This is a genomic window from Variovorax sp. FG153, from assembly GCF_057809595.1.
Map to the genome: position 1 here is coordinate 131,619 of NZ_JBMDKG010000010.1, position 19,635 is coordinate 151,253.

Genomic DNA, 19,635 nt, shown 5'->3' on the forward strand with positions numbered 1-19,635 from the left:
GCAATGACCCAAGACTCCGACGACATCAACATCCGCTCGTACACGAGCCAGATCCCGTTCGCGCGCCACCTGGGCTTCGAGCTCGTGAAGTTCGAGAACGGCGAATCCGAGATCCGCTACACGGCCAAGCCCGAGCATCTCAACACCTTCGACGTGACGCACGGCGGCGCCTGCATGACCTTGCTCGACATCGCCATGGCCGCGGCCGCGCGCAGCGTGACGCCCGAGACCGGCGTGGTCACGATCGAGATGAAGACCAGCTTCATGCAGCCCTCGGTCGGCCCGCTGCGCGCGCGCGGCACGCTGATCCACCGCACCGCCACGTTGGCCTTCACCGAGGCCAGGATCTACGACGAGCAGGAGCGCGTGTGCGCCCATGCCACCGGCACCTTCAAGTACGTGAAGCGCCGGCTGCCGACCGGCCCGGCGAGCGCCAACGCGATGCGCCCGCCGTCGACCGACTGACGGCGAACAGTCCAAGGACGGCGGACCCCGTTTCGCCGCCCGCAGTCCGAAGGCGCCTCGCGCGCCGCCATCCAGCTTTCCAGGAGACACGACCATGCCGACCAACAAGCAGCAGATCCTCGACAACCGCCCCGAGGGCGAAGCCGTCGCGAGCAACTTCCGGCTCGTGACCGCGCAAACCCCGGCGCTCCAGGACAACCAGGTGCTGGTGCGCCACCACTACATGAGCCTCGATCCCTACATGCGCGGGCGCATGAACGACGCCAAGAGCTATGCCCAGCCGCAGCCGCTGGGCCAGGTGATGCAGGGCGGCACCGTGGGCGAGGTGGTCGATAGCAAGCATCCCAAGTACGCCGTGGGCGACAAGGTGGTGGGCTTCGGCGGCTGGCAGGAGTACAGCGTGGTCGATGCCTCGCAGCCCGGCGCGCTCAAGAAGGTGGACACCACCCACGTGCCGCTGTCGCACTACCTGGGCGCGGTCGGCATGCCGGGCGTGACCGCCTGGTACGGCCTGGTCAAGATCATCGCGCCCAAGGCCGGCGAGACCGTGGTCATCACGGCCGCCAGCGGTGCCGTGGGCAGCGCCTTCGGCGCGCTGGCCAAGGCGCGCGGCTGCCGCGTGGTGGGCATCGCGGGCGGCCCGGACAAGTGCAAGTACGTGACCGACGAACTGGGCTTCGATGCCTGTATCGACTACCGCCAGCATCCCGACGTCAAGACCATGAGCGCGGCGCTCAAGGAAGCCTGCCCGAACGGCATCGACGGCTATTTCGAGAACGTCGGCGGCTACATCTTCGACGCCGTGCTGCTGCGCACCAACGCCTTCGCGCGCGTGGCGCTGTGCGGCATGATCGCGGGCTACGACGGCCAGCCGCTGCCGCTCGCGAACCCCGCGCTGATCCTGATCAACCGGCTCAAGGTCGAGGGCTTCATCGTCAGCGAGCACATGGAGGTGTGGCCCGAGGCGCTGGCCGAACTCGGCGCGCTGGTGGGCAGCGGCAAGCTCAAGCCGCGCGAGTCGATCGCGCAGGGCATCGAGGCCGCGCCCGAGGCCTTCCTGGGGCTGCTCAAGGGCCGCAACTTCGGCAAGCAGCTCGTCAAGCTGATCTGAGAGAAGAGAACGCGAAGGAGCCGGCATGGACGCGACCCACGAGGTATTCAACCAGCCGGCACCACTGGCCGGCTACAACCTCTTCGACACCCACCGGCCCCTGCGCGATGCGTTGAATTTCAATGCGCCACAGTTGCCGACGGAGTCGCTGCGGCAACTGGGCGAAACGCTCGGTTCGGCCGAGATGCAGACGCATGCGCGGCTGGCCAACGTGCACACGCCCGAGCTGCACACGCACGACCGTTTCGGTCGGCGCATCGACGAGGTCGAGTTCCATCCGAGCTACCACCTGCTGATGACCGCGGCGGTGGGTGCGGGCCTGCATGGCACGCCATGGCGCGCCGAACCCGGCGCGGCCGCGTCGCCCCATGTGCTGCGCGCCGCGGGCTTCATGCTCTTCACCGAGCTCGAGCCCTCGATGCTGTGCCCGATCTCGATGACCTACGCGGCCACGCCGGCGCTGCGCGACAACGCGGCCGTGCATGCCGACTGGGGCGCGAAGCTCGGCAGCCTCGTGTACGACCCCGCGCTCAAGCCGGTGGCCGACAAGGCCGGCGTGACCATGGGCATGGGCATGACCGAGAAGCAGGGCGGCTCCGATGTGCGGGCCAACACCACGAAGGCGGTGCGCGCCGGCAGCGACGGCTGGGGCGAGCGCTACGAGATCACGGGTCACAAGTGGTTCTTCTCCGCGCCGATGTGCGATGCCTTCCTGGTGCTGGCGCAGGCGCCGGCCGGGCTCAGCTGCTTCTTCCTGCCGCGCGTGCTGCCCGACGGCACGCGCAACGCGATCCGCATCCAGCGCCTGAAGGACAAGCTCGGCAACAAGGCCAATGCCAGTTCCGAGGTCGAGTTCCATGGCGCCAGCGCCTGGCTGGTGGGCGAGGAGGGCCGCGGCATTCCGCAGATCCTCGAGATGGGCACGATGACGCGGCTCGATTGCGCGCTTGGCACCAGCGGGCTGATGCGCCAGGCGCTCGCGCTGGCTCTGAACCACACAGCGCAGCGCAGCGCCTTCGGCAAGCCGCTGATCGCGCAGCCGCTGATGCAGAACGTGCTGGCCGACATGGCGCTCGAGAGCGAGGCCGCCACCGCGCTCGCGATCCGCCTCGCGCGCGCCTTCGACCGGCCCGCCGACGAGCACGAGCGACTGATGGCGCGCCTGCTGACGCCGGTCGCCAAGTTCTGGATCTGCAAGCGCGGCAGCCTGCTGGGCCAGGAAGCGATGGAATGCCTGGGCGGCAACGGCTACGTGGAGGAGGGCGGCGAGGGCGTGATGGCGCGCGTCTACCGCGAGATGCCGCTCAACTCGATCTGGGAGGGCGCGGGCAACATCATGGCGCTCGACCTGCTGCGCGGCCTGCGCAAGGGCGACGCGGTGGCGGCGCTGGCGCACGAACTGGCGCCAGCGCGCGGCCAGCATGCGGCGCTCGACCGCCTGGCCGACGCGCTGCCCGCGCGCATCGAGGCGATGGCCTCCGAGGTCGAGGCGCGTCGTCTGGCACAGGACGTGGCGCTGGCCGTGCAGGCTTCGCTGCTCGCGCAGACCGCGCCGCCGGCGGTGGTGGGCGCGTTCTGCGCCTCGCGCCTGGGCGGCGACTGGGGCCATGCCTTCGGCACGCTGGGCGCGGGCACCGATTTCGATGCGATCGTGCGGCGCGCCCAACCCGTCTAGAAAAAACCTTTCCCTCCTTCAACGAAAGAACCACGATGGCCGACCTGATCCTGCACCACTACGCCACCTCGCCCTTCTCGGAGAAGGTGCGCCTGATCCTCGGCGCCAAGCAGCTGCCGTGGAAGTCGGTCTTCATCCCGCCGATCATGCCCAAGCCCGACGTGGAGGTACTCACGGGCGGCTACCGCAAGACGCCGTTCCTGCAGATCGGCGCCGACATCTACTGCGACAGCGCGCTGATCGCCGACGTGCTCGAGCACCTGCAGCCCGCGCCCACGCTCTACCCCGAGCCCGAGAAGGGCATGTCGCGCATCCTCGCGCAGTGGGCCGACACCACGCTGTTCTGGGCCGCGATGGCCTGGAACCTGCAGCCCAAGGGCGCGGCCGAGGTGTTCGCCAAGGCGCCGCCCGAGGCCGCCAAGACCTTCGGCGAGGACCGCGCGAAGATGAGCGCCGGCAACATGACGCGGCTGCGCCCGGCCGACGCCACCAGCGCCTACAAGTCGTACCTGCGCCGGCTGTCCGACATGCTCGACGACAAGCCCTTCCTGCTCGGCGAGGGGCCCTGCATCGCCGACTTCTCGGCCTACCACCCGCTGTGGTACACGCGCCGCATCGAGGCGGTCAAGGGCATCCTCGACCTCACGCCCGCGGTGGTCGACTGGATGAACCGCATGGCGGCCATCGGCCATGGCACGCCCGAGAAGTTCGGCGCGGAGGAAGCGATCGCCGTGGCCAAGGCCGCGACGCCGCATTCGCTGCTGACCGACAGCACCTTCCAGGACGACCACGGCATTCCGCTGGGCAGCGCCGTCACCTTGCGCGCCGAGAGCTTCGGGCTCGAGGAAACGCCGGGCATCCTGGTGGCGGCCACGCGCACCCACTACACGCTGGAGCGCAACGGCGAACGCACGGGCCGGGTGCACGTGCACTTCCCGCGCATCGGCTACGTGCTGAAGAAAGCCGAGGGCTGAAAAACCGCCGGGCCGTCGATCGCCGGCCCGGCGCTCCCGCTCAGTTCACCGTGTGCGAGCCCAGGCCGTCCGAGGTGTTGATCGGGAAGCTGTCCCACTGCTCCGCCGGATCGAAGGGCAGCAGGGGATTGCGGTCGCCGGCCTTGACGGTGGGCTTGCGGCGCAGCGTCTGGTCCAGCGTGCTCACGCTGCCGCTCTTCCATTCGGTGCCGGGGTCCACGCCGACCTGGCCGATGCGGTCGATGACCGTGCCCGACTTCTCGATCGTCAGCGCATCGTCGCCGTTGTAGTTGACCACGCTGCTGACGATCGAACCCGCGGGCTTGAAGGGCGTGGTGGCGCCGCTGTTCGAGAGCACCAGCGTCGCCCCCGGTGCCAGCGTGCCGCTGAGCACCTGCGTGTTGGTCGCGGTGCTCGCGCCGTTCGAGTACAGCTTGACGGTGTAGAGGCTCAGGTCCAGCGTCGCCGCGGTCGGGTTGTAGAGCTCGATCGCCTTGTTGTTCGAGCTGCCTTCGATGTATTCGCTGAAGAACAGGTCGGGCGGGCCGGGCGGAACCACCACGATCTTGCTGACAGCGACGGTTCCGGAGCGCGTGGCGGTCTGGCCCGCCGAGTTGGTCAGCGTGATCACCACGTCGAAGCTGCCCGCGGCCGCGTAGGTATGCGTCACCGTGCCGGCGCCCGGCGCGGTCGTCGGGGCACTGCCATCGCCCCAGTCGACCGAGAGCGAAGTCAGGGTGGCGCTGCCGCCGGGCAGGGCCTCGGTGATCGTCACGCCGTAGCTTTCGCCGGCCCGGGCGGTCGCGGGGATGGTGCCGCCGAGGATCGGCAGCGTCACGGCCGTGTCGGCCGCGAGGTTCAGGCCCACCAGCACCGGGTCGTGGTCCGAGGCGCGGTACGGCGTGGGCGCGTAGCGGTCGTCGGTCGTGAAGTCGGTGTTGTAGTCGAGCGCGGTCGGCTCGTCGGCGTTGATGTGCCACACCCCCACGCCCGCGACCTGCGTGGCGAGCGAGCCCGAGGCATAGGCATGGTCGAGCGCGCCGGTCTCGCCGCCGAACACGTAGGTGTAGCGGTCGTTGGCGGGCATGCGCTTGAGCAGGCTCTCGTTGCCGGCCGACTCGAGCACCTTGGTCGGGTCCTCGAGCAGGTAGCTGTTGAAGTCGCCCATCATCAGCACGTCGGCCTCGCCCTGCGCCTTGAGCTTGGCGACGAAGCTGTTGAGCGCCGTCGCCTGTTTCGTGCGCGCGAGGTTGAAGCAGCCCTGGCCCAGGTCGATGTCGCCGGTGCTCGGGCAGCTGCCCTTGCTCTTCAGGTGGTTGACCACGAACCAGAAGCCGCCGTGGTTGCCCACCGCGCTGAAGCGCTGCGCCAGCGGCGGCCGGCCGCTGGGCGCGACGTAGTCCGCGAGGTCGGTGCCGGTGGGGAACACCAAGCCGCCGACGCGCTGCACCTTGGCGGGCTTGTAGAGGATGTCGACCTTGATCGCGTCGGTGCCGAAGCTGCCGCTGCGCACCGAGGCGTAGGTGCCCGCGCCCAGCTTCGCGTTGAGTGCGGCCACGAGGTTGTCGGTCGCCACGTCGGTGTTCTGGATCTCCATCAGGCCGATCACGTCGGCATCGAGGCCCGCGATCGCGGCCACGATCTTGGCCTGCTGGCGATCGAACTCGGCGCGGTTGTTGGCGCCGCGGCAGTTGCCCGCGCTCGGTGCCTCGCTGCCGAGCGTGCAGCCCTGGCCGGTCTGGCCCGCGGCGTTCTCGCCGTTCTGGAAGGTGGTGAAGTAGTTCAGCACGTTCAGGCTCGCCGCCTTCAGCGTGCCGCCGACCGCGGGCGCGGTGGCCGGGCGCGGGTTGGCCTGCGCGAAGCTGGTCGCCTCGGTCGGCTGGATCCGGTAGGCCGCGAAGTTGTGGCTCAGGATGCCCGTGACCTTCTGCGTGGTGTCGCCCATGCGGCGCGTGCCGTCGGTGCCCGCGGCGCTCAGGTAGGGGATGGGGTTCGGGTTCTGGCGCGACGAGCCGTCGTCGAGCACGATGCGCGCGAGCAGGTTCTGCTCGTGCGTGGCGGCCGCGTTGCCGTTGGTGGGGTTGAACTGGCGCCCGTTGAGCGACAGCACCAGCTGGCCGTAGCGGCCCAGCTCGAACAGCTCCGACACGGCCAGCGGCTGCGCGATCTCGACCAGCATGCCTTCATAGCGCTCGAGCGTGGATTCGTCGGCCACCGGCAGCGTGATCGGGGTCGGCGCGATCGCGAGGCCCGAGCCGCAGATGGAAATGGCCACGGGCTTGTCGGTCGTGCCCGCGATCTGCGTGATGCTGTCGGGCTTGGCGTTGGCGCCCGCGGTCTGGCCGAACTCGGTGACCGTGCCCGAGACCTGCACGTAGTCGCCCACCGCCACGCGCGTCGCATTGGCCGGCGCGTAGACGAAGAGGCCTTCGGAGGTCAGCGGATCGGCATCGGGCACCAGCGACTGCACGAAGAAGCCGTTGAGCCTGGTGTCGCCGGTGCCGGTGGCCTGGAAGTCGCCGACCACCACGCCGCGCACGGTCACGCCCTGGTCCGCCATCGGGCTCAGGTGGCCCGTGCCCTGCACGGCGGGAATGGCCGCGAGCGGCGCGTCGGCCGGCACGGCGGCCGCGCAGGTGGGCGGCGGGGGGGCCGGCGGCGGTTGCACCGCGGGCGGCGCGGTATCGGAGGAGGGCGGGGGAACGAAGGGGAAGACACCCCCGCCGCCGCCACCGCCGCCGCAGGCGCTCAGCGCGACGACTGCCGCGAGTACCAAAGTTCTGAGTTGCCAGGTCGGCCTCGGCGCTGCATGGATCATGGAAATTTTCTGGATGGAATGAAGGACCGGCGAGCGGGCTGCGGCGGTTTATAGGCAGCTTGTATGTAGCTTCGGAGACACCCTTCGGCGCTGCCGGCCCATGCGTAAACCAAAGGCTTCGCGATGCGTCGCCCGAACGACAGCCGCGTGCGCGCCGACGCGCTCTAATGCTCGGCGCAGAGCCATTCCAAAGGAACGTATCCAATGATTCAGGACTTCAAGGGCAAGACCGCCGTGCTCACCGGCGCGGGCTCGGGCTTCGGACTCGAATGCGCGCGCATCGGCGCGGCGCGCGGCATGAACCTCGTGCTGGTCGACGTGCAGCAGGACGCACTCGACAAGGCGAAGGCCGAGATGGAAGCGGCCGGCGCGCAGGTGCTGGCGCGCAAGGTCGACGTGTCGGACGCGGCGCAGATGGAAGCGCTGGCCGCCGCCGTGAAGGAGCGCTTCGGCGCACCGCACTTCGTCTTCAACAACGCTGGCGTGGGCGCGGGCGGCCTGGTGTGGGAGAACACGGTGGCCGACTGGGACTGGGTGCTCGGCGTCGACCTCTGGGGCGTGATCCACGGCGTGCGCCTGTTCGTGCCGATGATGCTCGAGGCCGCCGCGAAGGACCCCTCGTACCGCGGCCACGTGACCAACACCGCGAGCATGGCCGGCCTGCTGACGCCGCCGAACATGGGCATCTACAACGCGGCCAAGGCCGCGGTCGTGAGCCTCACCGAGACCATGTACCAGGACCTGAACCTGGTCACCGACCAGATCGGCGCCAGCCTGCTGTGCCCGTACTTCGTGCCCACCGGCATCACCAGCAGCGAGCGCAACCGGCCCGACGCGCCCAAGCAGAGCGAGCTCACCAAGAGCCAGCTGATCGGCCAGGCCATGAGCAACAAGGCGGTGAGCAGCGGCAAGATCACGGCGGCCGAGGTCGCGGCCAAGGTCTTCGAGGCGATCAGCGCCAACCAGTTCTACGTGTTCAGCCACCCGAAGGCGCTGGGCAACGTGCGCAGCCGCATGGAGAACATCGTCTCGATCACCAACCCCGCGGATCCCTTCCTCGAGCGGCCCGAGATCGGCGCCAGGCTGCGCGAGCAGTTGCGCGCGCCTTGAATTCGGACAGCCGAACGCAGAAGGAATACCAAGGAGCGCAGAAGTCGCAGAAGAACATCCATTTTTTGGTTGTTCCTTCTGCGACTTCTGCGAAACCTTCGCGCCCTCTGCGTTCGGCTGCCCGCTCCCGCCTTCAACCCGCGGCCTGCCGCAGCGCCGCCGCCACCAGCACCGCCGACGACAGCGCGGCCGCGGCGGTGCGCACGCTGTTCCACATCGTCCAGGTCCGCAGGTAGCTGTGCCACAGCGCCTCGGTGGGCGCGGCGGCCAGCTGGTCGTTGAGCGGCACGTTGAAGGCCATGGTCACGCCGAAGCAGCCGAGCAGGTAGAGCAGGGCGCCCAGCAGCACCAGCTGCGAGTCGGCCTGCGAGATCGAGAACAGCGACCAGATCGCGAGAGCGATGCCGAGCACGGCCGCGCCCATGAACAGCGCCATGAAGCTCGGCGTGATCACCGTCACGTTGATCGCGTTCATCGCGCGCATGCCCTCGGCCGGCGGCACGCGTGCCAGCGCGGCCATGATGAAGGACGAGAACGCGTAGAACATGCCGGCGACGAGCGCGCTGGACAGCGCGCCGGCCAGCACCAGCGCGCTCAGCAGCTTGCCGCTCACGACGCGGCTCCCCAGACGCCCGTGGGCGCGGTGCGCGCGAGGTACTCGGCGAAGCCGCGCGGCGGGCGGTCCAGCGCGCGCTGCACGCCGTCGGCCACCGGCGTGTTGCGGCCGTCGAGCACGGTCTTGAAGAGGTAGATCACGAGCCACGCGAGATCGGCCGGCAGGCCGGCCTGGCCCAGCGCGGCGGCGTAGTCGTCCATGGTCACGATGCGGCAGCCGATGTCGCGGCCGGCGGCCTGGCCGATGCGGCGGATCGCCTCGGGAAAGTCCAGCGCCTCGGGGCCGGTGAGTTCGTAGAGCTGGCCGCCATGGCGCCCGCCCTCGGGATCGAGCAGCGCGGCGACCGCGATCTCGGCGATGTCGTCGGCGTCGACGAAGGGCTCGGGCGCGAGGCCCTCGGGCAGCGTGAGCTCGCCGGCCGCGATCTCCTCGAGGAAGTAGTTCTCGCTGAAGTTCTGGAAGAACCAGCTCGCGCGCACGATGGTCCAGTCGAGCGCGCTGGCGCGCAGCGCGTTCTCCGCGTCCTCGGCCTCGGGCTCGCCGCGGCCCGACAGCAGCACGGCCTTGCGCACGCCGGCCCGCGCGATCGCTTCGCAGAAGGCGCGCACGGTCTCGACCGCGCCGGGCACGCAGAGGTCGGGCTGGTAGGCGATGTAGACCGCGCGCACGCCCTCGAGCGCCGGGCCCCAAGTGGCGCGGTCGTTCCAGTCGAAGGCGGGACGGGCGCCGCGCGAGCCGGCGCGCACCGCGTGGCCGGCGGCCCGCAGCAACGCCATCACGCGCGCGCCGGTCTTGCCGTGAGCGCCCAGCACGAGGATGGGACGCGCATCGTCCCGCATCTGCACCTGATCGATTGCCATCTCGGACTCCTTCGGTTAATGTGAGGACTGCTCACGTAAAAAATGATATTTCCTCACATTTCGAGCGTCAACTGTTTTTTCGAGCCCGTTTCGCCATGAACCAGATCGCCACTGCCGCGCCCGCCGCGCGCAAGAACCCGACGCAGGAGCGCAGCAAGGCGCGGGTCGAACTGATCCTCGAATGCGCGTCCGAACTGATCGGGCGCGGCGGCAGCGACGCGCTGAAGATGAGCGAGGTGGCCGCGCGCGCCGGCATCTCGATCGGCTCGCTCTACCAGTACTTCCCCGACAAGAGCTCGCTGATCCGCGTGCTGGCCGAGCGCATCAACCTGCACAGCCGCGGCTGCATCGAGGAGGGCCTGCGCGAGGTGCACGACCTCGCGAGCCTGCGGCTGGCCTTCTCAGCGCTGGTCGACCGCTATTTCGAGATCGTCGTCGCGCGGCCCGTGATGCGCGACATCTGGAGCGGCATGCAGGCCGACAAGCAACTGCTGGGGCTACAGATCGCCGAGAGCCGCATTGCCGGCGCGATGCTGGCCGAGGCGATGCGCAAGGTGCACGGCGACGCGGGGCGCGAGCGCATCGAGCAGTCGGCCTTCCTGATCTGGGAACTCGGCGAGGCCACGATCCGCCTCGCGATCGGCGTGGCGAGCGAGGAGGGCGCGGCGCTGGTCGCGGCCTACAAGCGCATGGCGCTGCGCGAGATCGCCGAGCCCTTCGAGGACTGATCAGCCAGCCGGCTGTGCTTGCGACGCGATCCAGTCCCAGACCGCGCGCACCGCCGGCTCGTCCTCGCGCCCGTTCGCGGTGGCCAGGAAGTAGCGCCCGGTATCGAGCGCCGGCCCGAAGGGCTGGACCAGCGCGCCGCTGCGCAGTTCCTCGGCCGCGAGCGTGAGGCTCAGGAGCGCCACGCCATGGCCGCCGAGCGCGGCCAGGATCGCATGGGTCTCGTCGGAGAACGAGAGCTCGGCCTCCGGCGCCTCCTTCGCCGCCTGCCTCGCGGAGCGGCCGCGCGGCGGCGCCAATCCCGCCGCCTCGAACCAGCGCGGCCACAGCGCCGGCGCATGGGCCTGCGGCTGCCAGTCGCAATGGATCAGCCGGTGCCGCGGCAGGTCTTCCACGCGCGCCAGGCCCAGCATCGGGCTGCACAGCGGCGCGTAGCGCTCGGGCATCAGCGCGCGCGCCGCCAGGCCCGGCCAGCGGCCGCTGCCCAGGCGCACCGCGATGTCGGCCTCGCCGCGCGCGAGGTCGACCACCGTGTCGCTCGCATGCAGCCTGAGCTCGATGCCCGGGCAGGCCGCGCGGAAGGCGGCCATGCGCGGGATCACCCAGCGCGCGGCGAAGGCGGTGTTGGTGCTCAGCGTCACGGCCTGCGTCGCGGCCGGCCGTCGCAGCCGCTCGACGCCGGCCTCGAGCGCGTCGAAGCCCTGGCGCAGGTCCTCGAACAGCCGCTCGCCGGCGGGCGTGAGTGCCAGTTGCCGCGTGAGGCGGCGAAACAGCGGCTGGCCCAGCGTGTCCTCGAGCGCGCGCACCTGGTGGCTGATGGCCGAGGGCGTGACCGACAGCTCGCGTGCCGCGCGCAGGAAGCTGCCGTGCGCCGCCGCGGCCTCGAAGGCGCGCAGCGCCTGCAGCGGCGGCAGCCGGCGGGAGGGGCGAACGGATGAATCCAGCTCGTTCATTGGAGGAGAAACGATCGTTTGTGACGGGACGGCGGGGCCCATAGATTCTGGGTACGCCTCGGTTGATCGCCATTCTGGCATCGCGAGACGAAAGACATCCATTCACTCGTATCAAGGACCACCGACCATGTCCCTCCGACTGCTCCACATCGACACCAGCGCCCGCCCAGGCCGTTCCGGCACCGACCCCCATGGCTCCCACTCGCGCCGCCTGTCGGCCCGCTTCGTCGAGCGCTGGCAGGCCCTGCGGCCCGGCGACGCGGTCGAGCACCTCGACGTCGGCCAGCAGCCGCCGGGCTTCGTCGATGGGCGCTGGATCCATGCCGCCTTCACCGCGCCCGAGCAGCGCGAGCCCTGGATGGCCGAGCGCCTGGCCGAGAGCGACCGCCTGGTCGACCAGTTGCTGGCGGCCGACCTCCTGGTGGTCGGCCTGCCCATGTACAACTTCGGCGTGCCGGCGCAGTTCAAGGCCTGGATCGACAACGTGGTGCGCGTGGGCCGCACCTTCGGCTTCGACCGCGCGCGCGGCGCCGTGCCGTACTGGCCGATGCTGCCGCCCGGCAAGCGCCTGGTGCTGCTGGGCGCGCGCGGCGACCATGGCTACGGTCCGGGCGGGCGCATCGCGCACATGAACCATGGCGAGGCGATGGTGCGCACGGCCTTCTCGTACATCGGCCTGACCGAGGTGCACGAAGCCGCGGCCGAGGGCGACGAGTTCGGCGGCGCGCTGCTGGCCGACTCGCTGGCCCGGGCCGAGGCCGAGGTCGATGCGATGGTGGATGCGCTGGCCGGGGCGGTGACGGCGCCGGCGGCCGGGCGGCCCGCCATCGCCGTTTGACGGCCGGGCGCGGCGGCTGCATCCGTTCGGGCCGCCGCCGCGTATCGGGAAGCGGAGGTGCATGACGTTTCTCACCTTCCGCTGACCGACGAACGCACCGATACTCGCCCCAGGTCGCACGAGCCGGCACGGAACCCCGGCGCGCCATTGGCCTTCATCTCATTCATGACCCCTTCGCGACCGTTCCATCGCCGTTTCGGACTCCACACCCGCGTCAGCCTCGGCGTCGCCGCCGTGGTGCTGGCCGCGACCGTCGCGATCGCGATGGTCGCGCTGCAACTGGTGCGCGGCAGCCTGCGCGCCTCGATCACCGGCGAGCAGTTCGCGCGCGTCTCCTCGATCGCGACCGGCGTCGACCAGAAATTCGGCAGCCGCCGCATCCTGCTGCAGACCTTCGTCGACAGCGTCGAGGCGCAGAACTTCCAGGACGGCCGGCCGCTGCAGGCCTTCCTCGAGCAGCACAAGTCGCTGCGCCTGGCCTTCGACAACGTGGCCTTCCTCGACCTCGAGGGCAACCTGGTCGCCAACCTCAGCAATGCCAGCCAGGTCGGCACCATCAACATCCGCGACCGCGCCTATTTCCAGCAGACGGTGCAGTCGGGGCTGGGCCTGATCTCGCGGCCCTACCGCAACCGGTTGAACGGGCTGGCGCAGGTCGCCATCACCGAGCCGGTGCTCGACGCGCAGGGCAAGGTGCGCTTCGTGGTGTCGGGCGCCCTCAACCTCAAGGACCGCAACATCCTCGGCGACCTGGCCGACGTGCGCTTCGGCAAGACCGGCTACCTGTTCATCCTCACGGCCGACGGCGTGGTGGTGGACCATCCCGACGCCGCGCTCATCCTGAACCGGCTGCCGACCGAGAACGGCGCCAATCCCGAGATCCGGCGCGCGATCGCGGGCTTCGAGGGCACCAGCGAAGGCACCGACGAGTCGGGCGTGCGGGGCCTGTTCGCGTTCCAGCGCACCGACCAGACCAACTGGATCGTCGGCGCCATGTACCCGAGCGACGAGGCCTTCGCGCGCATCGACGCGATCGAGCGCGTGGCGCTCGGCGGCGGCTTGCTGGCGGCGCTGCTCGCGGGCGCTCTCGCGCTGGGCTTCGTGCGGCGGCGCCTGACGCCGCTGGCCGCGCTGCACGGGCGCATGCAGTCGGCGCAGGATCCGGCCGCCGGCGTGCCCGAGCCGCCGGCGCGCTATGCGCAGGACGAGATCGGCGAGCTCGCGCGCAGCTTCGACCAGCTGATGGCGCAGCAGCGCGCCGGCGAACTGAGCCTGGCGCGCTCCGAGGCCCAGGTGCGCACCATCGCCGACAACATCCCGGCGCTGGTCTCGCACGTCGATGCCTCGCTGCGCTACACCTTCGTCAATGCGCACGTGAAGGCGATGCACGACGACGACGAACTGGTCGGCCGCGCGATGCCCGAGGCGCGCGGCGCGGAGGACTTCGCGGTCGTCGCGCCGTACTACGAACGCGCGCTGCGCGGCGAGACCGTGATCGTCGAGAAGGCCGGCAACCCCGCGCGCGGCGTCGGCGACCGCACCTACAAGGCGCACTACATCCCCGACCGCGACACCGAGGGCGTGGTGCGCGGCGTGTTCGCGATGACCTTCGACATCACCGACGAGGTCAACGTGCGCAAGGCCCTGACGGAGCAGGAACGCCGGCTGCGCGACGTGACCAACAGCATTCCGGCGCTGGTCGGCTACTTCGACCGCGACGAGAACTGCCTGTTCGCCAACAGCCGCGCGCGGAAGCTGGCCGACCTGTTCGACGGCCCGCTCGCGGGCGTGAGCCTGCGCTCCTCGCTCGGCGAGGCGGTGTATGCGCAGATCCGACCGCACCTGCCCTCGGTGCTGGCCGGCAAGAACGCGCATTTCCCGGTCGATGCGCCGATCCACGGCAGCGACGGCCATTTCCAGACCCACCTGATCGCCGACATCAGCCTCGAGGGCGAGGTGCTGGGCTTCTACCTGATGGCCTTCAACATCACGGCCCTGAAGGAGGCCGAGCTGCGCGCCGCCGAGAGCGAGCTGCGGCTGCGCGCCATCACCAACAGCATGCCGGCGCTGATCACCTACATCGACCGCGAGGAGCGCATCACCTTCGCCAATGCCACCAGCCACGCATGGCTGGGCCTCGAGCCTTCGCAGGTGGAAGGCCGCCATCTCGAGGAGGTGGCGGGCCGCGAGGTCTACCTGTCGCGCCGGCCGATGCTGGCGCGCGCGCTGGCCGGCGAGAAGGTGGAGTTCGAGGCGCGCACGCAGCGCGCGGGCTACGACCGCGTCACGCAGGTGATCTACGTGCCCGACACGCGCGGCGACGGCAGCACGCACGGCATCTTCTCGCTGGCGCTCGACATCACGGCGCTCAAGCTGGTGGAGCGCCAGCTGATCGAGCTCGCGCGCATCGACACGCTGACCGGCCTGCCCAACCGCCTGGCCTTCAACGAGTTCCTGCCCGACGCCGTGCTGCGCAGCCGGCTCACCGGCCATTCGCTGGCCGTGATGTTCCTCGACATCGATCGCTTCAAGGCCATCAACGACACGCTGGGCCATGCGGTGGGCGACGCGGTGCTGGCCGAGTACGCGCGCCGGCTCAAGGCCTGCGTGCGCGCCAGCGACATGGCGGCGCGGCTGGCCGGCGACGAGTTCGTGCTGGTGATCGAGAACATCCGGCAGCGCGAATCGGTCGCGGCCGTGGCCTCGAAGATCGTGGAGCGCATCAACCGCCCGGTGTTCACGGTCGACGGCCAGCGCATCGAGGTCGCGACCAGCATCGGCATCGCCTTCCACGGCCCGGCCGAGTCTGCGGTCACGGCGGCCGAGCTGCTGGCGCGCGCCGATGGCGCGCTCTATGCCGCCAAGGCCGCGGGGCGCAACCGCTACGCCTTCTTCGCGCCGGGCGAGGGCAGCCAGGGCAAGGCCGTGTTCCCGCGGTCGCAGCCGTCCTTCCTCGGGCCGCCCGAAGGCGAGGGCTGAAGCCGGGGCAGGGCGCCCGCGCCATTTGCCTGATCCTGCGAAGAGTCCGAGCGGCGGACAGGGGCTCGTGATGGCTATAGCATGCAGCCCTTCGCAAACCGTGCCCGTGCCCCGTGCGCTTCCCGCGCCCCGATGTGCCTCGACGCACCGCGCCTCCAGGAAGTCCCGCGTGACACCCGAAGCTCCTCCCACCAAGACCACCCACCGCGCGCTGGTCATCGCGTCGATCATGGCGTCGATGGCCATGGTCGCGATCGAGGCGACCATCGTCTCCACCGTCATGCCGCAGATCGCCTCCGAGCTCGGCGGGCTGCACCTCTACAGCTGGGTCTTCGCCTCGTTCCTGCTCGCGCAGACCGCGATGACCGTGGTCTTCGGCAAGCTCTCCGACCTCTACGGCCGCAAGCCAGTGATGTTCGCGGGCATCGCGATCTTCCTCGTCGGTTCGCTGCTCGCGGGCTTCTCGTGGTCGATGCCGGCCATGATCTGCTTCCGGCTGATCCAGGGCATCGGTGCCGGCGCCATCCAGCCGGTGGCGCTGACCATCGTGGGCGACCTGTATCCGGTGCGCGAGCGCGGCAAGGTGCAGGGCTACCTCGCGAGCGTGTGGGCCGTGTCGGCGGTGCTCGGGCCGATGCTCGGCGCGCTGATCGTGCAGAAGCTCTCGTGGGCCTGGATCTTCTGGATCAACGTGCCGATCGGCCTCGCCGCCGCGCTGGGCTTCTGGGCCTTCCTGCACGAAGCGCCGGCCACGCGCCGCGCCTCGATCGACATCGTGGGCGCGGTGCTGTTCGCCGCCGGCATCGCGGCGCTGATGATCGCGCTTACCGAGTTCGGCATCGGCAACGACGCCTCCGCCTGGGGCTGGACCGCGGCCTTCGCGCTCACGTTGGTGCTGTTCGTCTGGCAGGAGCGCCGCGCGGCCGACCCGATGGTGTCGTTCAAGCTCTGGGGCGCGCGCGTCATCGCCACCGTCAACGGCGCGGCCCTGCTCGCGGGCATGGTGCTGATCGGCATCACCACCTTCCTGCCGATGTACGTGCAGGTGGTGCTCGAGCGCTCCTCGGTCACGGCGGGCCTCACCCTGACCATGGTGATGCTGGGCTGGCCGATCGGCGCCACGCTGACCTCGCGCATCTTCCAGCGCGTGGGCCTGTGGCGCATCCTCGTGGCCGGCGCGGCGCTGATCCCCGTGGGCTGCTCGAGCTTCGTGCTGCTCGCCGCGGGCAGCACGCCGGTGCTCGCGGGCGTGGGCTCGTTCGTCATCGGCCTGGGCATGGGCCTGTTGAGCCTGAGCTCGCTGATCCTGATCCAGGAGTCGGTCGATGTCGCGCAGCGCGGCAGCGCCACCGCTTCCAACGTGTTCTCGCGCAACCTCGGCAGCGCGCTGGGCGCGGCCTTCTTCGGCGCGGTCTTCAACTTCGGCCTCACGCGTGCCGACGGCCGGCTCGCCTTCACCGACGAGCAACTGCGCCTGCTGCTGCAGGGCCCGGCCTCGCCCGCGGCCGGCGACGCGGCGCTGCGGCTCGCGCTCGGTGGCTCGCTGCATCTGACCTTCGTGATGATGCTGGTGGTGGGCCTCGCGGTGTTCGCGCTCTCGCTGTGGCTGCCGCGCGAGGCCACCCAGATGCACGCGCTCGCGCGGCGCGAGGCCGCGCCGAAATAGCGGCCGCCCAGGCTTGCTGACCGCGCCCTGACCACGGGGCGCGAAACCGCAAATCCGTTGCTTCTGCGACGTGCCGCGCACGCCGTGCGCGCGCCTGCGCGCGCTGTTTCCGAAGGCGAAAGAAAGCGCTAATGCGCGCCTAAGTCTGCTGCCTTCGGACTGACATTTGGCAAAACCACCATCGACCGGTCCTTGAATCAAGGGCCGCCGGATTCGGCGAATCCGTGCGTCCGTTCGCATTCCCCAACGATCGAGAGTCGACTTTGAAAAACATCCACAAGATCAAGACCGGCCTGCTGTGCCCCGCGCTCACGGTGCTCGCAGCCTCCGTGCTGACCGCCTGCGGCGGCGGTGGCGGCAGCGGTGTCGCGTTCCTGCCGTCCGGCGACGGCAGCGGCGGCAACGCCGTCACGCTCAGCGGCGTGGTCGCCGCCAGCGGTTTCGTGCCGGGCAGCGCCTCGGGCAACCCGACGCTCAAGGCCGGCTACTACGCGAAGGCCACGGTCTTCGTCGATGCCAACGGCAACGGCGTGCTCGACAGCGGCGAAGCCTCGACCACCACCGATGCCAGCGGCAAGTTCACGCTGACCACCACCCAGGGAGGCCAGCTCGTGGCCGACATCGGCACCTCGGCGACCAACACGGCCACCGGCGCCAAGGTCGCGAGCCACCTGATCCTGCGCGCCTCGGCCGACCAGATCGCCGACCAGGGCGCGGCCAAGATCGTCATCAGCCCGCTGTCGAGCGAAGCGCAGCGCCTGGTGGAAGCCAATGGCAGCAGCTACAAGGCCGAGAAGGCCAACCTGCTCGCGCGCCTGAACGTGCCCACCTTCAACCTCGGCACGGCCGCGCTCACCGATCCGCTGGCCGACGTCAACGGCCTGAAGGGCACCGACCAGTACGCGGCCCTGTACCAGGACAACGAGCTCACCAACCGCTACACCTACGCGACGGCCAAGCTCGACCGCAAGGACATGTTCCCCGACCACCTCGCGGTGGCGGGCGGCGACCCGCGCCTCGTGGGCCTGTCGGGCGTGACCCTCAGCAACAAGGACGGCAGCAGCGTCGCGCGCTCGCAGCCGCTGCAGAAGCAGGCGCCGATCACCTTCGCGCAGGCGCAGCAGGCGGCCTTCAACGTCGAAGGCGTGCCGGCTTACGACAACATCTTCGTGATCATCGAGGAGAACAAGTCGACCGACGTGATCGTGGACAACCCGCGCGCCGTCAACATCAACTACATCCTCAAGAAGTACAACCAGCTCAGCACCTACTACTCGACCGGCAATCCGTCGGAGCCGAACTACACCGCGCTGGGCGGTGGTGACGACTTCGGCATCCACGACGACAACTGGTTCGGCTGCGGCGCCGTCGCGGGCACGCCCTACGCGGTCACCGACGTCGAGTTCAAGGGTGGTACGGCGTCCGACGGCCAGCCCCTGCCCACGCAGGCCAACCTACCGCCGGCGAACAGCACCACCCGTGCCGGCTACAGCACGACCAAGGGCGAAGCCTGCAGCGACACGCCGACCGGCGGCACCGTGCACAACATCCCAGGCGACAACCTGTTCACGCTGATGTCGAAGACCGGCCGCACGATCCGCACCTACAGCGAATCGATGAACCCCGGCCAGGACGTGCGCGCCGACAGCATCGCCGATTCGAAGGTCGCCGCCACCTACGACGCAGCCAAGCTGGGCATCACCAACCTCGACGGCTCCACGCCCAGCCTCAAGGGCTCGGACAACTACGCGGTGGGGAACGGTCTCTACAAGGTCAAGCACGGCCCGTCGATCGCCTTCCAGGATGCGCGCAACCTGCCCGAGTTCGTGGCCACCAACCGCACCATCTTCGGCACCCAGTACCAGGAAGCCGACTGGCTCAAGACCTCGGTTTACGGCATCCCCAGCGGCTGGATCTACGACCAGTTCAGCAAGGATCTGGAGACCGGCGATGTCGGCAACATCAACTTCGTCGTGCCCGACCAGTGCGACGACATGCACGGCGTCGGCCAGGACACCAGTTGCGTGAGCGCCAACAGCGGCCAGGCCAATGGCGTGCAGCGCGCCGACATCTACCTCGGCATGGTGGTCAAGAAGATCCAGAACTCGGCGCTGTGGAAGAACCCGAACAAGCGCGTCGCGATCGTCGTGATGTACGACGAAGGCGAAGGCGGCAACAACGGCTCGTGCTGCGGCTGGAACGCGGGAGGTTCGAATTCCGGCGCCGCGCCAGTGACCGTGGACGCGAGCGGAAAGGCCCTGCCCACCGCCCCGCCGCCCAACTATGCCGGCGGCAACTTCGGCCACGGCAACTCGATCTTCGGGATCATCAGCAACCAGCAGGACGTGGGCGGTGCGAAGAAGCAGGTGGTGGACAGCGATGCCTACAGCCACTTCTCGTTCGTGCGCACGCTGCAGGACATGTTCCAGATCGCCGACCCGGCCGTCGATGCGAGCTACCTGAACCGCGCCAAGTACACCGAAGCCTTCATCACGGCCAACATCGCGGCACTGCCTGAGTACTCGGGCAGCGCGGACACGCACTTCGACTCGGTGCGGCCGATCAACCATGCCTACGTGATTCCGGCGGGCTATACGCAGAAGCTCTATCCGGCCGATATCGTCGGCGTGAAGAATCCGGACAAGGGCAACGAGCTCGAAGGCCAGATCACGCCGCAGGTGGGACCTGACGCGACGCAGGCCAACGTCTGGGCGACGAAGTAAGCCGAAGGACGATCCGCGGGGCGAGGTGGATCGCCTCGCCCCGCGGGTCGGTTCCCCTCATGCCATTCCAGACGGGATCCGTTGCGGACCGTCTGGAATCTGGCGTTTCAGGTTTCCGAAA

14 protein-coding genes are annotated in these 19,635 nt (G+C 69.7%); 10 read left to right on the forward strand and 4 right to left on the reverse strand.

From position 1 onward, the window contains the following. The first annotated feature begins 3 nt into the window (after window positions 1-3). The 4 genes from ACODT0_RS14190 (at window position 4) to ACODT0_RS14205 (ending at window position 4,225) form a co-directional block, all read left to right on the forward strand. Window positions 4-465 (forward strand): PaaI family thioesterase, encoded by a 462-nt coding sequence (locus ACODT0_RS14190; RefSeq protein ID WP_261205662.1) that lies wholly within the window; start codon window positions 4-6, stop codon window positions 463-465. Window positions 466-559: 94 nt separating this feature from the next. Then, window positions 560-1,576: an NADP-dependent oxidoreductase gene (locus ACODT0_RS14195; RefSeq protein ID WP_489041531.1), complete on the forward strand. Its 1,017-nt coding sequence runs from the start codon at window positions 560-562 to the stop codon at window positions 1,574-1,576. A gap of 25 nt (window positions 1,577-1,601) precedes the next feature. Next, complete coding sequence (locus ACODT0_RS14200) at window positions 1,602-3,251, forward strand: isovaleryl-CoA dehydrogenase (RefSeq protein ID WP_489041532.1); 1,650 nt, start codon at window positions 1,602-1,604, stop codon at window positions 3,249-3,251. Window positions 3,252-3,286: 35 nt separating this feature from the next. Then, the gene (locus tag ACODT0_RS14205) at window positions 3,287-4,225 is read left to right on the forward strand and encodes a glutathione S-transferase family protein (RefSeq protein WP_489041533.1); all 939 of its coding nucleotides are present in this window, start codon (window positions 3,287-3,289) and stop codon (window positions 4,223-4,225) included. 40 nt (window positions 4,226-4,265) lie between these two features. Here the strand turns inward: ACODT0_RS14205 and ACODT0_RS14210 are convergent, their stop codons facing one another. Next, window positions 4,266-7,043, reverse strand: coding sequence for an ExeM/NucH family extracellular endonuclease (locus ACODT0_RS14210; protein WP_489041534.1), 2,778 nt, complete (start codon window positions 7,041-7,043; stop codon window positions 4,266-4,268). Between the two features lie 204 nt (window positions 7,044-7,247). On the opposite strand from ACODT0_RS14210, the gene ACODT0_RS14215 reads away from it, so the two are divergent. After that, window positions 7,248-8,153, forward strand: a complete 906-nt coding sequence (locus ACODT0_RS14215; protein WP_057594811.1) for an SDR family oxidoreductase — start codon at window positions 7,248-7,250, stop codon at window positions 8,151-8,153. A gap of 133 nt (window positions 8,154-8,286) precedes the next feature. Here ACODT0_RS14215 and ACODT0_RS14220 read toward each other — a convergent pair whose 3' ends face one another. After that, window positions 8,287-8,766 carry an anthrone oxygenase family protein gene (locus ACODT0_RS14220; protein WP_489041535.1) on the reverse strand — a complete coding sequence of 160 codons (480 nt, stop codon included), beginning with the start codon at window positions 8,764-8,766 and terminating at the stop codon, window positions 8,287-8,289. Beyond that, complete coding sequence (locus ACODT0_RS14225) at window positions 8,763-9,629, reverse strand: NAD(P)H-binding protein (RefSeq protein ID WP_489041536.1); 867 nt, start codon at window positions 9,627-9,629, stop codon at window positions 8,763-8,765. The genes ACODT0_RS14220 and ACODT0_RS14225 overlap by 4 nt, the downstream gene beginning before the upstream one ends. Window positions 9,630-9,724: 95 nt before the next feature. Here ACODT0_RS14225 and ACODT0_RS14230 point away from each other — a divergent pair, with 95 nt between their 5' ends. Further along, window positions 9,725-10,357 (forward strand): TetR/AcrR family transcriptional regulator, encoded by a 633-nt coding sequence (locus tag ACODT0_RS14230; RefSeq protein WP_489041537.1) that lies wholly within the window; start codon window positions 9,725-9,727, stop codon window positions 10,355-10,357. Here the strand turns inward: ACODT0_RS14230 and ACODT0_RS14235 are convergent, their stop codons facing one another. Beyond that, window positions 10,358-11,308 (reverse strand): LysR substrate-binding domain-containing protein, encoded by a 951-nt coding sequence (locus ACODT0_RS14235; RefSeq protein WP_489041538.1) that lies wholly within the window; start codon window positions 11,306-11,308, stop codon window positions 10,358-10,360. It abuts the gene before it with no gap. Between the two features lie 127 nt (window positions 11,309-11,435). Here ACODT0_RS14235 and ACODT0_RS14240 point away from each other — a divergent pair, with 127 nt between their 5' ends. The 4 genes from ACODT0_RS14240 (at window position 11,436) to ACODT0_RS14255 (ending at window position 19,514) form a co-directional block, all read left to right on the forward strand. Further along, entirely contained in the window at window positions 11,436-12,146 is a 711-nt protein-coding gene (locus ACODT0_RS14240) for an FMN-dependent NADH-azoreductase (RefSeq protein WP_489041539.1), read from the forward strand. Window positions 12,147-12,311: 165 nt separating this feature from the next. Further along, window positions 12,312-15,125 (forward strand): sensor domain-containing diguanylate cyclase, encoded by a 2,814-nt coding sequence (locus ACODT0_RS14245; RefSeq protein WP_296736913.1) that lies wholly within the window; start codon window positions 12,312-12,314, stop codon window positions 15,123-15,125. Between the two features lie 229 nt (window positions 15,126-15,354). Beyond that, window positions 15,355-16,791: an MFS transporter gene (locus tag ACODT0_RS14250; RefSeq protein WP_296736955.1), complete on the forward strand. Its 1,437-nt coding sequence runs from the start codon at window positions 15,355-15,357 to the stop codon at window positions 16,789-16,791. 263 nt (window positions 16,792-17,054) lie between these two features. After that, complete coding sequence (locus ACODT0_RS14255) at window positions 17,055-19,514, forward strand: alkaline phosphatase family protein (RefSeq protein ID WP_057594805.1); 2,460 nt, start codon at window positions 17,055-17,057, stop codon at window positions 19,512-19,514. The last annotated feature ends 121 nt before the right edge of the window (window positions 19,515-19,635 follow it).

Bases quoted from the DNA above. Each gene is read 5' to 3' on its own strand.
- ACODT0_RS14190 (WP_261205662.1), top strand. From the start codon at position 4: ATGACCCAAGACTCCGACGACATCAACATCCGCTCGTACACGAGCCAG.
- ACODT0_RS14195 (WP_489041531.1), top strand. From the start codon at position 560: ATGCCGACCAACAAGCAGCAGATCCTCGACAACCGCCCCGAGGGCGAA.
- ACODT0_RS14200 (WP_489041532.1), top strand. From the start codon at position 1,602: ATGGACGCGACCCACGAGGTATTCAACCAGCCGGCACCACTGGCCGGC.
- ACODT0_RS14205 (WP_489041533.1), top strand. From the start codon at position 3,287: ATGGCCGACCTGATCCTGCACCACTACGCCACCTCGCCCTTCTCGGAG.
- ACODT0_RS14210 (WP_489041534.1), bottom strand. From the start codon at position 7,043: ATGATCCATGCAGCGCCGAGGCCGACCTGGCAACTCAGAACTTTGGTA.
- ACODT0_RS14215 (WP_057594811.1), top strand. From the start codon at position 7,248: ATGATTCAGGACTTCAAGGGCAAGACCGCCGTGCTCACCGGCGCGGGC.
- ACODT0_RS14225 (WP_489041536.1), bottom strand. From the start codon at position 9,629: ATGGCAATCGATCAGGTGCAGATGCGGGACGATGCGCGTCCCATCCTC.
- ACODT0_RS14230 (WP_489041537.1), top strand. From the start codon at position 9,725: ATGAACCAGATCGCCACTGCCGCGCCCGCCGCGCGCAAGAACCCGACG.
- ACODT0_RS14235 (WP_489041538.1), bottom strand. From the start codon at position 11,308: ATGAACGAGCTGGATTCATCCGTTCGCCCCTCCCGCCGGCTGCCGCCG.
- ACODT0_RS14240 (WP_489041539.1), top strand. From the start codon at position 11,436: ATGTCCCTCCGACTGCTCCACATCGACACCAGCGCCCGCCCAGGCCGT.
- ACODT0_RS14245 (WP_296736913.1), top strand. From the start codon at position 12,312: ATGACCCCTTCGCGACCGTTCCATCGCCGTTTCGGACTCCACACCCGC.
- ACODT0_RS14250 (WP_296736955.1), top strand. From the start codon at position 15,355: ATGGCGTCGATGGCCATGGTCGCGATCGAGGCGACCATCGTCTCCACC.